Annotated in this window: 19 protein-coding genes; 10 read left to right on the top strand and 9 right to left on the bottom strand. The window is 63.4% G+C overall.

Annotated elements, in window-relative coordinates; translation table 11 throughout:
* Position 1: 1 nt before the first annotated feature.
* Positions 2-1495 (bottom strand): NAD-dependent succinate-semialdehyde dehydrogenase, encoded by a 1494-nt coding sequence (locus tag FJ960_RS14765; RefSeq protein WP_140714871.1) that lies wholly within the window; start codon positions 1493-1495, stop codon positions 2-4.
* A gap of 130 nt (positions 1496-1625) precedes the next feature.
* The gene (locus tag FJ960_RS14760) at positions 1626-2117 is read right to left on the bottom strand and encodes an Lrp/AsnC family transcriptional regulator (protein ID WP_140714870.1); all 492 of its coding nucleotides are present in this window, start codon (positions 2115-2117) and stop codon (positions 1626-1628) included.
* An 83-nt stretch (positions 2118-2200) separates the two neighbouring features.
* Between FJ960_RS14760 and FJ960_RS14755 the strand changes: the two genes are divergently transcribed.
* From FJ960_RS14755 to doeB, 10 genes are all read left to right on the top strand, one after another.
* Positions 2201-3586: a PLP-dependent aminotransferase family protein gene (locus FJ960_RS14755; RefSeq protein ID WP_140505768.1), complete on the top strand. Its 1386-nt coding sequence runs from the start codon at positions 2201-2203 to the stop codon at positions 3584-3586.
* A 143-nt stretch (positions 3587-3729) separates the two neighbouring features.
* Positions 3730-4521 carry an ectoine/hydroxyectoine ABC transporter ATP-binding protein EhuA gene (ehuA, locus tag FJ960_RS14750; RefSeq protein ID WP_027145205.1) on the top strand — a complete coding sequence of 264 codons (792 nt, stop codon included), beginning with the start codon at positions 3730-3732 and terminating at the stop codon, positions 4519-4521.
* Between the two features lie 70 nt (positions 4522-4591).
* Complete coding sequence (gene ehuB, locus FJ960_RS14745) at positions 4592-5443, top strand: ectoine/hydroxyectoine ABC transporter substrate-binding protein EhuB (protein ID WP_140714868.1); 852 nt, start codon at positions 4592-4594, stop codon at positions 5441-5443.
* A gap of 169 nt (positions 5444-5612) precedes the next feature.
* Positions 5613-6272, top strand: a complete 660-nt coding sequence (ehuC, locus tag FJ960_RS14740) for an ectoine/hydroxyectoine ABC transporter permease subunit EhuC (RefSeq protein WP_140714866.1) — start codon at positions 5613-5615, stop codon at positions 6270-6272.
* A 34-nt stretch (positions 6273-6306) separates the two neighbouring features.
* Positions 6307-6966 carry an ectoine/hydroxyectoine ABC transporter permease subunit EhuD gene (gene ehuD / locus FJ960_RS14735; protein WP_140505765.1) on the top strand — a complete coding sequence of 220 codons (660 nt, stop codon included), beginning with the start codon at positions 6307-6309 and terminating at the stop codon, positions 6964-6966.
* Positions 6967-6969: 3 nt separating this feature from the next.
* Complete coding sequence (eutA, locus tag FJ960_RS14730; protein ID WP_140505764.1) at positions 6970-7749, top strand: ectoine utilization protein EutA; 780 nt, start codon at positions 6970-6972, stop codon at positions 7747-7749.
* A 5-nt stretch (positions 7750-7754) separates the two neighbouring features.
* Complete coding sequence (gene eutB / locus FJ960_RS14725) at positions 7755-8747, top strand: hydroxyectoine utilization dehydratase EutB (RefSeq protein WP_140714864.1); 993 nt, start codon at positions 7755-7757, stop codon at positions 8745-8747.
* A complete protein-coding gene (eutC, locus tag FJ960_RS14720; RefSeq protein WP_140714862.1) occupies positions 8744-9736 on the top strand; it encodes an ectoine utilization protein EutC in 993 nt (330 codons plus the stop codon). The genes eutB and eutC overlap by 4 nt, the downstream gene beginning before the upstream one ends.
* 139 nt (positions 9737-9875) lie before the next feature.
* Complete coding sequence (gene doeA / locus FJ960_RS14715) at positions 9876-11054, top strand: ectoine hydrolase DoeA (protein WP_140714860.1); 1179 nt, start codon at positions 9876-9878, stop codon at positions 11052-11054.
* 5 nt (positions 11055-11059) lie between these two features.
* On the top strand, positions 11060-12061 hold the full coding sequence (gene doeB / locus FJ960_RS14710) for a N(2)-acetyl-L-2,4-diaminobutanoate deacetylase DoeB (RefSeq protein WP_140714858.1): 1002 nt from the start codon (positions 11060-11062) through the stop codon (positions 12059-12061).
* A 118-nt stretch (positions 12062-12179) separates the two neighbouring features.
* Here doeB and FJ960_RS14705 read toward each other — a convergent pair whose 3' ends face one another.
* From FJ960_RS14705 to FJ960_RS14675, 7 genes are read right to left on the bottom strand one after another with little or no spacing between them, the layout of a single operon-like run.
* Positions 12180-12632, bottom strand: coding sequence for a MaoC/PaaZ C-terminal domain-containing protein (locus FJ960_RS14705; protein WP_140714856.1), 453 nt, complete (start codon positions 12630-12632; stop codon positions 12180-12182).
* 8 nt (positions 12633-12640) lie between these two features.
* Complete coding sequence (locus FJ960_RS14700; protein WP_140714854.1) at positions 12641-13717, bottom strand: Gfo/Idh/MocA family oxidoreductase; 1077 nt, start codon at positions 13715-13717, stop codon at positions 12641-12643.
* On the bottom strand, positions 13710-14039 hold the full coding sequence (locus FJ960_RS14695) for an L-rhamnose mutarotase (RefSeq protein WP_027145216.1): 330 nt from the start codon (positions 14037-14039) through the stop codon (positions 13710-13712). Before FJ960_RS14695 ends, FJ960_RS14700 begins: the two co-directional genes overlap by 8 nt.
* 10 nt (positions 14040-14049) lie before the next feature.
* A complete protein-coding gene (locus tag FJ960_RS14690) occupies positions 14050-15162 on the bottom strand; it encodes a mandelate racemase/muconate lactonizing enzyme family protein (protein ID WP_140714852.1) in 1113 nt (370 codons plus the stop codon).
* Positions 15163-15167: 5 nt separating this feature from the next.
* On the bottom strand, positions 15168-16265 hold the full coding sequence (ugpC, locus tag FJ960_RS14685) for a sn-glycerol-3-phosphate ABC transporter ATP-binding protein UgpC (protein ID WP_140714850.1): 1098 nt from the start codon (positions 16263-16265) through the stop codon (positions 15168-15170).
* 4 nt (positions 16266-16269) lie between these two features.
* On the bottom strand, positions 16270-17136 hold the full coding sequence (locus tag FJ960_RS14680; RefSeq protein WP_140617472.1) for a carbohydrate ABC transporter permease: 867 nt from the start codon (positions 17134-17136) through the stop codon (positions 16270-16272).
* A 2-nt stretch (positions 17137-17138) separates the two neighbouring features.
* Positions 17139-18035 carry a sugar ABC transporter permease gene (locus FJ960_RS14675; protein ID WP_140714848.1) on the bottom strand — a complete coding sequence of 299 codons (897 nt, stop codon included), beginning with the start codon at positions 18033-18035 and terminating at the stop codon, positions 17139-17141.
* Positions 18036-18109: the final 74 nt, after the last annotated feature.

Raw genomic sequence — 18109 nt, 5'->3', positions numbered from 1 at the left:
CCTACGCCACATCCAGGCAAAGGTATTTGAGGTCGGTGAAAGCTTCCAGCCCGTGGCGCGAGCCTTCGCGGCCGATGCCGGACTGCTTGACGCCGCCGAACGGGATCGGCGCGCCGGTGATCTTCACACGGTTGATGGCGACCATGCCATAGTCGAGCGCGCTGCCCATGCGCTGTTGGCGGGCGCCGTTCTCTGTCACCACATAGGCGACGAGGCCATATTCGGTCGCATTGGCGCGGGCGATCACCTCGTCCTCGTCGTCGAATGCTGTCACCGCGGCGACCGGACCAAAGGTCTCCTCGCGCATGATCAGCGCTTCGTCGGCGACATCGACGAGCAGTGTCGGCTGGTAGAACAGCGGCCCGGCCTGATGCCGCTTGCCGCCGGTGAGGCAACGCGCGCCAAGGGCCATGGCGTCAGCAACCTGTTCCTCGACCTTCTTGACGGCGCGCTCATGCATCAGCGGCCCGATGTCGATGTCATCGGCCAGGCCATTGCCGGCCCGCAGCGCCTCGATGCGCTTGGCGAAAGCGACGCAGAAGCGGTCGTAGAGCGGACGCTGGACATAGATGCGGTTGGCCGCAAGGCAGTCCTGGCCCGAGGTGGCGAATTTGGCGTCGATAGCGATGGCCACCGCTTTGTCGATATCGGCGTCGGCAAAGACGATCAGCGGCGCGTGGCCGCCAAGCTCCATCACCAGCCGCTTCATCGTCGGCGCACTTTGCGCGGCGATCAGCCGGCCGATCTCGGTCGAGCCGGTGAAACTCATGGCTCGCACGCGCGGGTCTTCGCACATGCGTCCAACGATCGTCGCGGCCTTGCCGGTGACGATGTTGAAAACGCCGGCGGGCAGGCCGGCGCGTTCGCCGAGTTCGGCCAGCGCCAGCGCCGAAAGTGGCGTCTCCGAGGAGGGATGCGCGACGATGGTGCAGCCGGCGGCGAGTGCGGCAGCTGCCTTGCGCGTCAGCATGGCCGACGGAAAATTCCACGGCGTGACCACGCCGACGACGCCGAGCGGTTCGCGCCGCACCATCATCTCCGCGTTCGGCAGATGGCTGGTGACACTCTCGGCGTTGAGACGTTTCGCTTCCTCGGCATACCATTCGATAAAGGAGGCGGCGTAGTCGATCTCGCCGAGCGACTCCTTCAACGGTTTGCCCTGCTCCAATGTCATCAGCAGGGCGAGGTCGTCTTTCGCCGCGATGATCAGGTCGAACCATTTCCGCAGGATTTTCGAGCGCTCCTGCGGCAACAGCGCCCGCCACGCCGGAAAGGCGCGCGCGGCGGCGTCGATTGCCTTTGTGGTCTGCCCGGCATCGAGCGCCGCAACGAAGGCCACGGTGGCGCCGGTCGCCGGATCGGTGACCTCGAAGCTCTCCGCAGCCTCACTCGCCGTCCAATGGCCGTCGACGTAAGCGAGGTCGCGCAGCAGCCGGCGGTCGGCGAGCCGGTCTAGCGCTTCGTGGCGATGCGAGCGGGCGAAATGCGCGGACATGGTCGAAGCCTCCCGGTTCGGGTTGATGCGGGGAGACTATCCATCAGCGGCAGACAGAGAGGCTGTTTGAACGCCTGGCCGTAGAGAGAATCTCTCTATTGCACCGAGAGGGCAGCCCATTTCTCCGGCGCTATGTCGGTGCCGGCAGCAGGTCCGCTATCGGCAGCGCGACATCATCTTTTACCGTCTTGATGACGATGTAAGTGAAGTAGCGGTCGATGCCGATCTCGCGATCGAGCAAGCCGTCGACCAGCCGCTGATAGGCGTCGATGTCGCGTGCCATCACCTTCAACACATAGTCGACGCCTCCACCCACCGACCAGCAGGCGACGATCTCGGGGATGTCGCGGATGACGCGCTCGAAGCGGTCGAAATCGGCTTGGCGGTGGCTGGCCAGCGTCACCTCCATCAGCACCGTGGCGACCGGCGCCACGACGCGCATGGCGATCCGGGCGTGATAGCCCGAAACGATGCCGGCTTTTTCAAGCTTGCGCAGCCGCATCCAGCACGGTGTCGGCGACAGCCCGACCTGCTCGGCCAGCGCCAGCTTGGTGATACGTCCGTCACGCTGGATGGCGTCGAGGATTTTAAGGTCGATCGCGTCGAGTTTCGCGGCAGTCATCAGCGCTCACTTTTTCGTCGATCGTACCATGACGGCGCATTATTTCGATTGTCAATTGCACTGATTTCGATCTCTAATAAGTCATGACATTGTGGCAACCCGATCCTACGCTCATCCGGCGGCCAGCCTATCAATCGTTGGCCGATCAGTTCGCGCGCGCCATCCATGACGGACGCCTTGCCAATGGCGCGCGGCTGCCGACGCATCGCAGGCTGGCGGACGATCTCAAGCTGTCAGTGCAGACCGTGAGCCGCGCCTACGAGGAATTGATCCGGCGTGGTCTGATTTCGGGCGAGATCGGCCGTGGCAGCTTCGTCCAGACGCAGCGCCGCGAACCGGAGCCGCCTTATCTGCCCGAGCGCCTCGGCGAGGTCATCGACCTGTCGATTCTGAAACCGGTCTGCGAGCCGATGCACCTGGAGCGCATGAAGCAGGCGCTGGGCTGGCTCGCCGAAAACCTGCCGTCGAGTTCGGTGCTGTCGTTCCGGCCAAACATGGTATTCCCGCGCCACCGCGCCGTGGCGGTCGAGTGGCTGAAATTGTGCGGCCTCGATGCCTCCCCGCAGAACATCAGCCTGACCAATGGCGCCACCGCCGGCATGACAGTGGCGCTGATGAGCGTGGCGCCGCCGGGCTCCACCGTCGCCACCGAGGCGATCGGCCATCACACGCTGGTGCCGCTCGCCCGTTATCTCGGCTTCAATCTCGAAGGCCTGCCGATTGACGGCAATGGCTTGATTCCGGAAGCGCTGGACGAGGCCTGCCGGCTTTCCGACATCCGCGCCGTGTTCGTCCAGCCTTCCGTCATAAATCCCACGGCAACGCTCATGGATGCGGCGCGCCGCGAGCAGATCGCGGCGGTGGCGCGCAAGCACGACATCGCAATTATCGAGAACGATGTGCTGGGTCCGCTGGTCGAGGATCGACCGCCGCCGGTCGCCGCTTTCGCACCGGAGCGGACGCTCTACGTCACCTCCTTCACCAAGATCACCGTGCCCGGCCTGCGCATCGGTTATCTCGCCGCGCCCGATCGTTACGTTGCGGCCGTCGCCAACCGGCATCTTGTCTCGAACTGGATGGCGACACCAATGGTGGCCGAGATCGCCACCAAATGGGTGACCGACGGCACCGCGATGGAACTGGTGCGCTGGCAGCGCGCGGCGTTGCATCGCCGGCAGGATATCGCTGGCGAGGTACTCTCAGGCGTCGACTACCGTGCCCGCCGCGACGGATTGCATATCTGGCTGCAACTGCCGGCCGACCGCTCCGAGGAGAGCTTTGTCGCCCAGGCCCGGTTGCAAGGCGTGGCCATTGCGCCGGGCACCTCCTTCCGCATTTCGGATGCGCCCTGGCATCCGGCGGTACGCATCTCGCTGGGTTCGACCACCGAGGGGGAACTGCGGGCCGGTCTCGGCGTTGTCACCAAACTCTTGCTTGGCGATCCCGAGCATTTGCTGCTCGCAATCTAAGCCTGCCCAAAAAGCCGGCTGTGCTTGACTGGAAAATGTGCGCAATCGGAATAATTGTCATGATATTATTTTCCCAATTGACATGATTTGGCACGTTCCGCATCGTTAAGGGCACCAGCCTTCTCCAGCACGGGGAAATTCATTTGTCCGCATCCGCACCCATCATCAAGGTCGACAGCATCTCGAAGAGCTTTGGCAGCTTCAAGGTCCTGGACGGCCTCTCGATGCAGGTCATGCCGCGCGAGAAGCTGGCGCTGATCGGCCCCTCCGGCTCGGGCAAGACGACGATCCTGCGCATCCTGATGACGCTGGAGCGCATCGACGGCGGTCACATCCAGATCGACGGCGAGCAGCTCTACCACATGGAGCGCAACGGCCAGCTGCTGCCGGCCGACGAGCGCCATCTGGCGCGGATGCGCCAGAAGACCGGCATGGTCTTCCAGCTGTTCAACCTGTTTCCGCACAAGAGCGTCATCGACAATGTGACGTTGGCGCCGATGCTGACCAAGGGAACGCCGCGCGCCGCTGCCGAGAAGCGGGCGATGGAACTGCTCGAGATGGTCGGCATGGCCGACAAAGCGAAGGCGATGCCGGCCCAATTGTCCGGCGGCCAGAAGCAGCGCGTGGCGATCGCCCGCGCGCTCGCTTTGCAGCCGAAGATCATGCTGTTCGACGAGGTGACGTCGGCGCTCGATCCGGAACTGGTCGAGGAGGTACTCAACGTCTTGTGGCGGCTCTGCGCCGAAACCGACATGACCATGCTGCTGGTCACGCACGAGATGGGTTTCGCCCACGACTTCGCCGACCGGGTGCTGTTCTTCGATCGCGGCCGCATAGTCGAGGAAGGCAAGCCAGACGAGATTTTCCGCAATCCCAAGCAGGAACGCACGCAAGGGTTCCTGAAGAAGATCATCGCGGCCGGACACCGTGTCTGACCGCATGCCAAGGGCGGCTAAGCCGTCCTGAAATCACGCAAACCAAGACAAGAACAAGGAGTTGGGAACAATGAAGAAATTTGGCATTCTGGCCGGCGTCGCTGGCCTCGCACTGACGGCGGTGCTTGCGACATCGAGCCTGGGCTCGGCCGCGGACAAGAAGCTCGAACAACTCAAGGCGCAAGGGTTCGCACGCGTCGCTATCGCCAACGAGCCGCCCTACACGGCGGTCGCCGCCGACGGCAAGGTTTCGGGCGCCGCGCCCGATGTGGCGCGCGAGATTTTCAAGCGTCTCGGAGTGGCCGATATCGTCGCCTCGATCTCTGAGTATGGCGCCATGATCCCCGGCCTGCAGGCCGGCCGCTTCGACGTCGTCACCGCCGGCCTGTTCATGAAGCCGGAGCGTTGCGCGGCGGTCGCCTATTCGGAGCCGGTGCTGTGCGACGCCGAGGCGATGCTGGTGAAGAAGGGCAATCCGAAAGGCTTCAAGAGCTACGAGGATGTCGCCAAGGACACGTCCGCCACCATCGGCGCGCCCGGCGGCGGCACCGAGGAGAAGCTGGCGCTCAACGCCGGCGTGCCGCGCGAGCGCGTCATCGTCGTGCCGGACGGCCAGAGCGGCCTGAAGATGGTGCAGGACGGCCGCATCGATGCCTATTCGCTGCCTGTGCTGTCGATCAACGATCTGATGAAGAAGGCCGCCGATCCGAACCTCGAAGTCATCGCTCCGGTGCAAGGTGCGCCGGTCTATTGCGACGGCGCCGCCTTCAAGAAGGGCGACGAGGCTCTGCGTGATGCCTATGACGTCGAACTGGCAAAGATGAAGAAGTCGGGTGAGTTCGCCAAGATCATCGAGCCCTACGGCTTCTCGGCGGCGGCGGCAATGTCGACCACGCGCGACAAGCTCTGCTCGGCGAAGTAGCGCGCGCTTTTCTTGCCTTCTCCCCGTTCACGGGGAGAAGGTGGCCCGAAGGGCCGGATGAGGGGCGGCGCCGGTTTGCCGAGCTGGCTCTGCCCCTCATTTGCCTGCCGGCAATCTTCTCCCCGTAAACGGGAAGAAGGACCCTAGTACTACAAACGTTGGAATCTCAATGACCCAGTGGTCCGGCTATTTCGGCCTGATATTGCAGGGAGCGCTTGTCACCATCGAGCTGACGCTGATGGGGTCGGTGCTGGCCCTGATCATGGCCTTTCTCGCCGGCTTGGGGCGCCTGTCGCGCTTCTTCGCGCTGCGGGCCCTGGCGACGGCCTATATCGAATTCTTCCGCGGCACATCGATCTTCGTGCAGCTTTTCTTCGCCTATTTCGTGTTGCCCCTGCTGGGTCTCGAACTGACCCCGTTGCAGGCCGGCGTATTGGCGCTGGGCTTGAATGTCGGAGCCTATGCCGCAGAGGTGGTGCGCGGCGCCGTGCAATCGATCGGCCGCGAACAGCATGAGGCCTGCATCGCGCTCAATCTGGGCCGCTGGCAAGGCATGCGCCATGTCATCCTGCCGCAGGCGTTTCTGGTGATGCTGCCGACCTTCGGCAACAATGCCATCGAGCTGCTCAAGGCGACATCGGTCGTCTCGCTGATCTCGCTTGCCGACCTCACTTTCCAGGCACAGGTGGTGCGCGCCCAGACGGGCAACACCATGGTGCCGTTCACCACCATTCTTTTCATCTATTTCATCCTGGCGCTGCTCATCTCGTGGGGTGTGCGCTCGCTGGAACGCCGCATGGCGCGCGGCCTTGACGGGGTGCGGGTCTGATGGCCGGAGCATTCCTGATGAATTGGGTTCGCTGATGGATTGGGATTGGGATTTTGTCCGGCAGATCCTGCCGACCCTGATCCAGGGGGTGAAGATCACCATCCTGGCGACGCTGCTCGGCTCGGTGCTGGCGGCGATCGTCGGCTTGGGCATCGCGCTGGCGCGCCGCTCGCCCAACAAAGCGGTGTCGCGTACCGTCGGTTGGGTGGCCGAATTCATCCGCGGCACACCGCTCCTGGTGCAGCTCTATTTCATCTTCTATGTGCTGCCCGACATCGGCATCCTGCTGCCGCCCCTGGTCGCCGGCGTCATCGGGCTCGGCCTGCACTACGGCACCTACACGGCGGAGGTCTACCGCGCCGGCATCGACAATGTACCGCGTGGCCAGTGGGAAGCCGCCAAGGCCTGCAATCTCAGCGCCCGGCAGACCTGGACGCACATCATCATCCCGCAGGCCATTCCGCCGATGATCCCGGCATTGGCCAACTACTTCATCGCCATGTTCAAGGAGACGCCGCTGCTCTCGGCGATCACCGTTCTGGAACTGATGAACCAGGCAAAAAGCGTCGCCAACACCTACTATCGCTACCTCGAGCCGATCACGTTGGTCGGTGCCTTCTTCCTCGCCATCAGCCTGATTTCTGTCGTGCTGCTGCGCTGGCTGGAACGTCGCTATGGCAAGATCGAAAGATAAAGGATGAAGCCCTTGCCCGAGATCAAGCTTGTGCCCAACCGGCCAGCGCTCGATGAGCGTCCGCTGGAGCGGCGCGTCGGCCTCATCATCCTGGCCACCGACCATACCACCGAGCCGGATTTTCGCCGCATGGTGGCGAGCGAACGGATCGGCGTCTATGTCGCGCGCATCCCCTATGCCAATCCGACGACGCCTGAGAACCTGCGCAAGATGCAGCCGGCGTTGACGGCGGGCGCGGCCTTGATCCTGCCGGACGAGCCGCTCGACGCCATCTGCTATTCCTGCACGTCGGCCTCGGTGGTGATTGGCGATGGAGAGGTCGAGGCTGCGATCCAGGCCGCCAAACCAGGCGTGCCCGTCGTCACGCCAACAATGGCCGGCGTGCGCGCGCTGAACGCGTTCGGCGTCCGCAGGATCAGCATTCTCACGCCCTATACCATGGAAACCTCCAGGCCGATGGCGACCTATTTCGCCGAACGTGGCTTCGAAATCCTAAGCTTTAGCTGCCTCGGCTTTGAGGACGATCGCGAGATGGCGCGCATTGCTCCGGCAGCGCTTGTCGATCTCGCGCGCCAGGCGATGCACCCGCAGGCCGATGCGCTGTTCGTGTCCTGCACGGCACTGCGCGGCGCACTCGCTGTCACCGGCATGGAAGAGGCGATCGGCCGCCCGGTGGTGACCAGCAACCAGGCGACCGCCTGGAACTGTCTGCGCCTTTGCGGCGACGAGACAGCCCATCCCGAATTCGGTCGTCTGATGACGCTGCCCCTGCCGCGCGACTGACGATCATGGCGACAGTAACCCTTGGCGATATCCGCGCCGCACGTGAGCGAATTGCAGGCAAGGTCGAGCGCACTTCGGTCGTGCTTTCGGCGAGTCTCTCCGAGCGGCTGGGCGTGCCGGTCCATCTCAAGCTCGAGCACCGCCAGACCACCGGCAGCTTCAAATTGCGCGGTGCTTCGAACGCCGTCGCTTCGCTGGATGCCGAGGAGAAGGCGCGCGGCGTCATCGCGGCATCGACCGGCAACCATGGCCGCGCGCTCGCCCATGCGGCAAAGCTCGAGCGTATGCGTGCGGTTATCTGCATGTCGCGTTTGGTACCCCAGAATAAGCTCGACGAAATCCGCCGCCTCGGCGCGGAAATCCGTATTGTCGGCAACAGCCAGGACGATGCCCAGCAGGAGGTCGAGCGGCTGGTGGCGGAGGTAGGGCTTGTCATGCTGCCACCCTTCGACCATCCCGCGATCATCGCCGGGCAAGGCACGCTCGGGCTGGAGATGATGGAGCAGGTCCCGGATGCCGCTCTGGTGCTGGTGCAACTCTCCGGAGGTGGCTTGGCTTCCGGTGTCGCCGCCGCCATCAAGGGCGTTCGTCCCGGGACAAAAGTCGTCGGCATCTCGATGGCGCGCGGCGCCGCGATGAAGGCGAGCCTCGATGCCGGCCACCCCGTGCTGGTCGAGGAACTGCCGACGCTGGCGGATTCGCTCGGTGGCGGCATCGGCCTCGACAACCGGCTGACCTTCGCCATGTGCCGCGACTTGCTCGATGATGTCGTTCTGCTCAGTGAGGACGAGATCGCCGCCGGCATTCGCCATGGCTATGAACAGGAACGCGAGATCGTCGAAGGAGCAGGCGCGGTAGGCATCGCGGCGCTGCTCGCTGGCAAAGTCAAGGCGGAGGGGCCGGTCGTGGTTCTGCTTTCCGGCCGCAACATCGACATGGAACTGCACAGGAAGATCGTCAGCGGGGAGATACCATCGATTTCGGAGCGCGCCGCATGAGCAGGATGACTATCCTCACTGAAGCTGAACTGCGCACAATCGTGACGCTCGATCTCGATGCCGTCGCCTGTGTCGAGAATGCCTTTCGCGCGCTTGCCACGCTGCCCGTGGCGATGCCGCCGATCCTGCGGCTCGATATTCCGCAGCATCGCGGCGAGGTTGATGTGAAGACCGCCTATGTGCCTGGGGTCGATGGCTTCGCCATCAAGATCAGCCCCGGTTTCTTCGACAATCCCAAGCTCGGCCTGCCCAGCGTAAACGGCATGATGGTGCTTTTGTCAGCCAGAACCGGCCTGGTCGAAGCCTTGCTGCTCGACAACGGCTATCTCACCGACGTCCGTACCGCTGCTGCGGGAGCAGTCGCGGCCAAACACCTGTCACGGCCGGACTCATCCGTCGCCGCGATCTTCGGCGCTGGGGTCCAGGCAGGGCTGCAACTGGAAGCGCTGATGCTGGTGCGGCCGATCAGGCAGGCGCGCATCTGGGCGCGCGATGCCGCCAAGGCGGAGACCGCCGCGGCTACCTTGCGCGAAAGGCTCGGCATCGACGTGCGTGCCGAACCCGATGCGGCCAACGCCGTTGCCGGCGCCGACATCATCGTCACCACCACGCCGTCGACCGAACCGCTGATCAAAGCCGGGTTTGTCTCGGCCGGCCAGCATATCACCGCCATGGGTTCCGACGCCGAGCACAAGAACGAGATCGCGCCGGCGATCCTGCGCATGGCTGATCTCTATGTCGCCGACAGCGCGAAGCAGACGCGGCGGCTGGGTGAATTGCACCATGCCATCGCGGCAGGCGTGATGGCCGCTGACACGGATGTGACCGAGCTCGGCCAGATCATCGCCGGCGCGAAGCATGGCCGGCGCTCGGCCAGCGACATCACCATCGCCGATCTTACCGGCACCGGCGTGCAGGATACGGCGATCGCCACGTTCGCCCGCGACCGTGCGCTGGCCGCGAAAGCCGGAACGGTTTTTGCAAGCTGATCCCGGCCGCAGGAGCATGATCCGGAAAAAGTGGCGACCGGTTTTCCCGGCAGATCATGCTCCGACAAAAAAGAATTACCTGGAGCCAGATTCAACAAAGTTGAAACGGGCTCCAGCCCCAAAAACGAGGACCAACACTATGCAGCCGAACCTGAAATTCTCGCGAAGCGAATATGCGGAACGCCTCGCCAAGACGCGGAAAGCCATGGAGGCGAAGGGCGTCGATCTTTTGATCGTCAGCGATCCCTCCAACATGGCCTGGCTGACCGGCTATGATGGTTGGTCGTTTTACGTCCACCAGGCGGTCATCGTGCCGCCGTCGGGCGAGCCGGTCTGGTATGGCCGTGGCCAGGACGCCAACGGCGCCAAGCGTACCGCCTATCTCGCCCATGACAACATCGTCGGCTACGCCGACCATTATGTGCAGTCGACCGAGCGCCATCCGATGGACTTCCTGTCCAGCGTGCTGACCGATCGCGGCTGGGGCAAGCTCACCGTCGGCGTCGAGATGGACAATTACTGGTTCTCCGCCGCCGCCTTCGCCTCTTTACAGAAACATCTGCCCAACGCCCGCTTCGTCGATGCCACCGCGCTGGTCAACTGGCAGCGCGCGGTGAAGAGCCCGACCGAAATCGACTACATGCGCAAGGCCGCCCGCATCGTCGAGGCGATGCACCAGCGCATCGTCGACAAGATCGAAGTCGGCATGCGCAAATGCGATCTGGTCGCCGAGATCTACGATGCCGGCACGCGCGGCGTCGACGGCATCGGCGGCGATTATCCCGCGATCGTTCCGCTGCTGCCGTCGGGCGCGGACGCCTCGGCGCCGCATCTGACCTGGGACGACAAGCCGATGAAGCAGGGCGAGGGCACGTTCTTCGAGATCGCCGGCTGCTACAACAGGTACCATTGCCCGCTGTCGCGCACCGTCTTTCTCGGCAAACCAACGCAGGAATTCCTCGATGCCGAGAAGGCGACGCTGGAAGGCATGGAAGCAGGTCTTGCCGCCGCCAGGCCGGGCAACACATGCGAGGATATCGCCAACGCCTTCTTTGCCGTCCTGAAGAAATACGGCATCGTCAAGGACAACCGCACCGGTTATCCGATCGGTATTTCCTATCCGCCGGACTGGGGCGAACGCACGATGAGCCTGCGTCCCGGCGATCGCACCGAGCTCAAGCCCGGCATGACTTTCCATTTCATGACCGGTCTCTGGCTGGAGACAATGGGACTGGAGATCACCGAGTCCATCCTGATCACCGAAACCGGTGTGGAGTGCCTGGCCAATGTGCCGCGCAAGCTGGTGGTGAAGGATTGAGCCCGATGTCCAGTCTTCGCCCGTCGCCCATTGCGCCGACCGTCGATTTCGATCGCGGCGGCGTCCAACATGGTTTCCTGCGCCTGCCCCATAGCCGCGACGACTCGGCCTGGGGCTCGGTGCTGATCCCGATCTGCGTCATCCGCAACGGCAAGGGGCCGACGGCGCTGCTGACCGGCGGCAATCATGGCGACGAGTATGAAGGGCCGCTGGCGCTCTACGAACTCGCCAGGACGCTCGATCCCGACCAGGTCAGCGGCACGGTGATCATCGTGCCGGCGATGAACTATCCGGCCTTTCGGGCCGGCACGCGCACCTCGCCGATCGACAAGGGCAACATGAACCGCAGCTTTCCCGGCCGGCCCGACGGCACGGTGACGCAGAAGATCGCCGATTATTTCCAACGCGAACTGCTTCCCCGCGCCGACATCGTCTTCGACTTCCATTCCGGTGGCAAAACGCTGGATTTCGTGCCGTTCTGCGCCGCCCATACCTTGCCTGACAAGGCGCTGGAGCAGAAAGCCTTTGCCGCGGTGGCGGCATTCTCGGCACCGTTCTCGATGCGCATGACCGAGATCGACGCAATCGGCATGTATGACACGGCGGCCGAAGAAATGGGCAAGGTCTTCGTCACCACCGAGCTCGGCGGCGGCGGCACTTCGCGAGCCGAGACGGTGCGGATCGCCCGGCGCGGCATCCTCAACGTGTTGCGTCATGCCGGTATCGTCGACGGGGCGGTCGAGACCGGCAAAACCCAGTGGCTGGACATGCCCTCGGGAGATTGCTTCTGCTTCGCCGAGGACGACGGCATGATCGAAACCATGGTCGATCTCGGCGAGCCCGTCGAAGCGGGCGTGGTTCTGGCGCGTATCCATTCCACCGGCCGCACCGGCGTTGCTCCGCAGGATATCCGGGCGAAAATGTCGGGCATGCTGGCGGCGCGGCATTTTCCTGGCCTGGTCAAGGCTGGCGACTGCGCCGCGGTGGTCGCCGTGAAGGTCGATTGACTGATGTGATTTCCCCGCCCGGACCATGCCGGGACGCCGCTGCCAGCGGACCGGTTCGCTGCTGCTTGGTCTGGAGCGAATCACCGCCTGCCACCGGTTCGCGGAATTGCGCGGAGTTTCAGTCCTGCGCCGGCTTGCGTTCGACGATGTAGATGTGGTCGGCCGCCAGCACCACCTCGCCACGCTGGTTGATTACCTCGCAGCGCTCGATCACCCGCCCCGAGGTGGGCCGCTTGGGGTCGTCCTCCTTGGCCGCGATGGTGGTGCGCGTGCGGATCGTGTCGCCGATGAACACCGGCTTGATGAAGCGCAGCCGGTCATAGCCATAGGAAAAGGCGACAGGGTTGATCACGTTCGCCGTCAGCCCGATGCCGACCGACAACACCAGCGTGCCATGCGCGATGCGCTGGCCGAACGGCGTCGTCTTCATGAACTCGGCGTCCATGTGGTGCGGGAAGAAATCGCCGGTGTGTCCGGCATGGACGATGAAGTCGGTCTCGGTGATCGTGCGGCCGCTGGTCAGCCGCGTCGAGCCGATCTCGTAGTCTTCGAAATAGGTGATCTGTTCCATGTCCTGCCTTACGGCTTTTCGGCCAGCGGCGTCGCCGGCGCCGCGCTCGATTTATAGGCGGCTTCCACCAGCGCCATGGTGGTCCAGGCGTCTTCGACCGAACTGACCAGCTTGTCGTCCTCTCCGCAAGCAAAGCGCTGGACATTGGCCATGCGCCCGACAAAGGCGTCGGGAAACCATTCGCCGGCCAAAGGCACGGCTATCCAATCGGTCCCGCCTTTCGGATAGATCTCCAGAATGTCCGGTTCGCCACGGGGATAGTCGAGGTTGAGGCCGAGCTTGAGATAAGCGGCACCTTCCGTGCCGCAGATGCGGAACTCGCAGGCCTGGTGCCGGCGCCCGAACTTGTGGTCGTGATTGATCGACAGCGCGCAACGCACCGTGTCGCCATAGTCGAGAATGGCGCTGGTGCGCGTCTGCGCCACCTTGTGGTTGGGATGGCCGAGTGTCTTGGCGTGGACGCCCCTGGGGTCGCCGAGCAATTGCCGGATCAGATCGAGATAATGAATCGAATGCATGGCGATCTCGACGCGCGGCGCCTTGAGCAGGAATTCCCACAATTGCCACGGCGTCGCCAGCGCCAGCCAGGCGTCGAAGTCGACGACCTCGCCGAGCCAGCCCTTTGCGATCGCGTCCTTCAGCGCCAGCATCATCGGCGCGAAGCGCAACTGGAAATTCACGGCCGCTTTGAGGTTCTTGGCGCGACATATCTCGAGGATTTCGGTTGCCTCGCCGAGATAGTTGCCCATCGGCTTCTGGATCAGCGCGAACGCACCGTCGGGCAGGACCTTCAGGATCTCGGCGTGCCGCCCCGGTGGCGTTGCCAGATCGAAGATGGCGTCCTCCACTTCAGCGGCCTTTTTCACCGAGCGGAACGCCGTCACGCTCCATCTATCGGCCAGGGCCTGCGCCTTGGCCTGGTCCGGATCGTAGAGGCCTGCGATCGGAAATTCCGCCTTCCGGTAGGCCGGAAAATGCGCATCGCCGACGATAGATCCGGCACCGAAGGTGACGATCGGTCGGGGTTTTGAGGGTTTTGGCCAGGACTGGATGAGCGAGGCCGGGTCGAAACCGGCCTCAGTCATGGTGGAAGACTTCGTCCATCGAAGCCCACCACTCACCTTCCTTGCGGGTTGCAAGCGGCTCTTGGCAGGGCACGCAGACGGACCACCATTCCTGCGTCTTCGGGTCGGCCGCCATCTTGGCCATATCGGCCGCGTAGTCGGTGCCGTGATATTCGTAATAGGAAAACAACAGGTTCTCCGGCCGCTTCAGGTAGATCGAATAATTCTTGATGTTGCAGGCCGAGATCATGGTCAGCACATCCGGCCAGACGGCGGCATGGAGGCGGACATATTCCTCGACCTTTTCCGGCTTCAGCCCCAGAACCATTCCCATCCGCTGCATGTTCGTTCCCCTATTTCGTGATCGCCGTGGTGAATTCGGCGATGCTCATGGCCTCGACCGCGTCCCAGTCCCAATCGATGCCGATACCGGGCTCGTCGGGCGCCAGCGCATGCCCATCCTCGATGCGCATGTGCCTGCCGGTCAACTGGTCGAGTTGCGGAATGTACTCGACATACCTGCCGTTCTGAACAGCACAGGTCAGGCTGACATGCAATTCCATCAGGAAATGCGGGCAAACCGGAATGTCGAAGGCCTCCGCCGCATGGGCGATCTTGAGCCAGGGGGTGATGCCGCCGATGCGGCCGACATCGACCTGCACGACCGAGCAGGCGCCTTTCTGCATGTATTCGCGGAAGTGGCGCATGGAATAGAGCGATTCGCCAACCGCGATCGGCGTCGGCGTCGAGCTCGACAACCTGATATGTCCGTCTATGTCGTCGGCCGGCAGCGGCTCCTCGATCCATGCGAGATCGAGTTCGCGCAACCTCGCCGCACGCCGGATCGCCTCGTCCACCGAGAAGCCCTGATTGGCGTCGGTCATGATCTCGTAGCCGTCGCCGACCGCCTTTCGCACCGCCGACAGGCGCGCGAGATCCTCAGACCCATGCGGCCTGCCGATCTTCACCTTCGAGCCGCGAAATCCCTTCGCCTTGGCGGCCAGCGCATCGTCGACCAGCGCCTGCGTATCGATATGCAGCCAGCCGCCTTCGGTCGTGTAGAGCGGGCAGCGGTCCTTGGCGCCGCCGGCGAGCTTCCACAGCGGCAGGTTCTTTTTCTTCGCCCTGAGGTCCCATAGTGCGATGTCGATTGCCGCGATGGCGATCGCCGTGATCGCACCTATCGTGGTGGCATGGGTGGCGAATTCGAGATCGTGCCAGATCGCCTCGATCATATCAGGATCGCGGCCGATCAGGCGCGGCACCAGGTGGTCGGACAAGAGCCGCATCACCGACGAACCGCCGGTGCCGATCGTGTAACTGTAACCGGTGCCGACCGCGCCGTCGGAATCGGTGATCGTCACGATAGGCGTTTCCTGGCTGACGAAGCTCTGGATGGCGTCTGTGCGCTTGACCTTTGGCACAAGGACCACCATCCGCAGTTCGATTTTCTCGATCCTTGCCATGTCGGTCAGCTCCGCAATGTCTTTCCGGTCTCGGTGGCAAACAGATGCGCCTGCGACAGGTCGAGGCTCATGGCGACGCGCTCGCCGGATCGCAGCGGGCGGGGGTTCAGCATGCGCGAGACCCAATCGCTGCCGTTGAACTCGACGAACACCAGCGTCTCGTTGCCGAGCGGCTCGGTGACGGTGATCGGCAATTCGATCTGGTGCACGTCGGCGGAACTTCCCGAACTGATGCCATGGCCGGTCGGGTAGATGTCGTCGGGTCGCAGCCCGAACACGACCTTGTCGCCGATGGCGACATTGGCCTTGAACTGGCTGGGCAGCGGCAGCTTGGCGCCGCTGGCGAAAGCCAGCTGGCCGTCGTCTATCGTGGCCTCATGCAGGTTCATAGGCGGCGAGCCGATGAAGCCGGCGACGAAGCGTGTCGCCGGGCGCCGGAAAACCTCGTCTGGTGTGCCGACCTGTTCGATGTAGCCGTCGCGCATGATGACGATGCGGTCGGCAAGCGTCATCGCCTCGACCTGGTCGTGGGTGACGTAGATCACCGTCGATTGGACCTTGGCATGCAGCTTCTTGATCTCGGTGCGCATCTGCGTGCGAAGCTTGGCATCGAGATTGGAAAGCGGCTCGTCGAACAGGAAGACATCGGGGTCGCGCACGATGGCGCGGCCCATGGCGACGCGCTGGCGTTGCCCGCCGGAGAGTTGCGACGGGCGGCGGTCGAGCAAAGTATCGAGCCCGAGGATGGCTGAAGCCTCGGCGACACGGCGGTCCATATCCTCCTTGGCGGCACCGGCGATCTTCAGGGAGAAGCCGAGATTTTCGCGCACCGTCATATGCGGGTAGAGCGCATAGGACTGGAACACCATCGAGATGTTGCGCGAGCGTGGCGGCAGGTCGTTGACGACGCGCCCGCCGATCTCGATCGAGCCGGCGCTGATCTCTTCCAGCCCGGCGATCATGCGCAGCGTCGTCGATTTGCCGCAGCCTGACGGGCCGACCAGCGCGATGAATTCGCGGTCGGTGATGTCGAGGTCGATGCCATGCACGATCTGGATATTGCCGTAGCGCTTGGTCAGCTTTTTGAGGGAAACCGTTGCCATTGGATCAGCCTTTCACCGCGCCGGAGGTCAGGCCGCCGACAAGGTGTTTCTGGACGATGAAAGTGAGGGTGAGCGCCGGGATGATCATCACAACGGCGAGCGCGCACATGCCGCGCCAGTCGATGGTGAACTCGGCCGTGTAGTCGAGCAGGCCGACCGGCAGCGTCTTGGCGCTCACCGAGCGGGTCAGTTGGGAAGCCAGCGCGAACTCGTTCCAGCAGGTCAGGAAGGCGAAGATCGCCGCCGACGCAATGCCCGGTCCGGCGAGTGGGAATTCCACCTGCCAGAAGGCCTGCCAGCGCGTGCAGCCGTCGATCTGCGCTGCTTCCGCGAGGTCCTTCGGCACCTGGCGAAAGAAGCCGTCGATCAGCCAGATAGTGAACGGCACGTTGAGTGCGACATAGGCGAGGATCAGCCCGAAATGCGTGTCGATGATGCCGAGCCGCACATAGAGGAAGAACAGTGGCAGCGAAAGCGCGATGCCCGGCACCGTGCGCGTCAGCATCAGGCCGAGGAAGACGCTCGACTTGCCGCGGAAGCGGTAGCGCGCGAAGGCATAGCCACCGGCCATGCCGATGGCGACCGCGATAACCGTCGAGGTCACCGAGATGATCAGCGAGTTGCGGAAATACTCGATGACCGGAATGCCGCCCTTGCCGATGCCTGAGAACATCGCGACATAGGCATCGAACGAAATGTCCTGCGGGATCCACACAGGCGGCTTCGCCATGATCTCGACCGTCGGTCGCAGCGACGATAGAACGATCCAGAGGCCGGGCAGGCAGATCGTCAGCATCGCCAGAAACAGGCCGATACGATAGACGATATCAAGCAGTCGGCGCTTGAGGCGGGCGGAAGAATTCTCGTCCATCTTCACCACTCGGCACCGGTCTGCGTGCGCGCCGCGGCGAGCTTGTTGAAGAAGTAGACTGTGAAGGCGATCGACAGCAGGATCGAGAAATAGGCCATGGCGTTGGCCATTCCCATGCGTCCGTCGCTATAGGCGGTGCGCGCCACCAGCGTCCAAAGCAGTTCGGTGCGGCCGGCCGGCCCGCCATCGGTCATGATCTTGACGATGTCATAGGCGCGCGCCACGTCGAGCGAGCGGATGGTCATGGCGATGTAGGCGAAGGGCATGACGAACGGCCACGTCACATAGCGGAATGTCTGCCACGGCGTGCAGCCATCGACGCGAGCCGCCTCGATCGGTTCCTTGGGCATGGCGAGCAGCCCGGCCAGGATCAGGATGGCGAAGATCGCCGTCGACGACCAGATCTCGGCGACTGAAATTGCGACGAGGGCGAGATGGCCTTCGATCAGCCACGGGATGGCGTCGCTGGTGATGCCGAGCGACTGCAGCGCGTTGTTCACCAGACCGATATTATCGTTGAACATGAACTTGAACTGGAAGCCGACGAGGATCGGCGAGAACATCATCGGAAACATCATCAGCGTGCGCAGGATGCGCTGGCCGCGTGTCGCCTTCTCGACCAGCATGGCGAGGCCGAGGCCAAGCAGCATTTCAAGATTGAGCGCGATCGTCAGCAGCAGAACCGTGCGCCCGAACGCCCACCAGAAATCGATATTGGCCAGGATCGAAAGATAGTTCCGCAAGCCGATGAAGACGAAAAACGTCTCGGGCTTGGTCAGCCGGAAGGGCGTGAAGCTGGAATAGAGCGAGAGAAGCAACGGCACCACCACGACCGCCGCCAGCACGATGAACGCCGGAAGCAGCAGCAGGAATGGTGCGGATGGCTTGAAGCCCTTCATCGGGGTCCTTTGGTATCTGGCATGCAATTTTGGGCCGGGGCCTGACCGATGAATGGACAGCACCGGCAAGACGC

This window comes from Mesorhizobium sp. B2-3-11 (genome assembly GCF_006442215.1).
Lineage (GTDB): Bacteria > Pseudomonadota > Alphaproteobacteria > Rhizobiales > Rhizobiaceae > Mesorhizobium > Mesorhizobium salmacidum.
The sequence above is the reverse complement of the archived record's forward strand: the minus strand, read 5'-3'. Positions and strand labels throughout refer to the sequence as shown.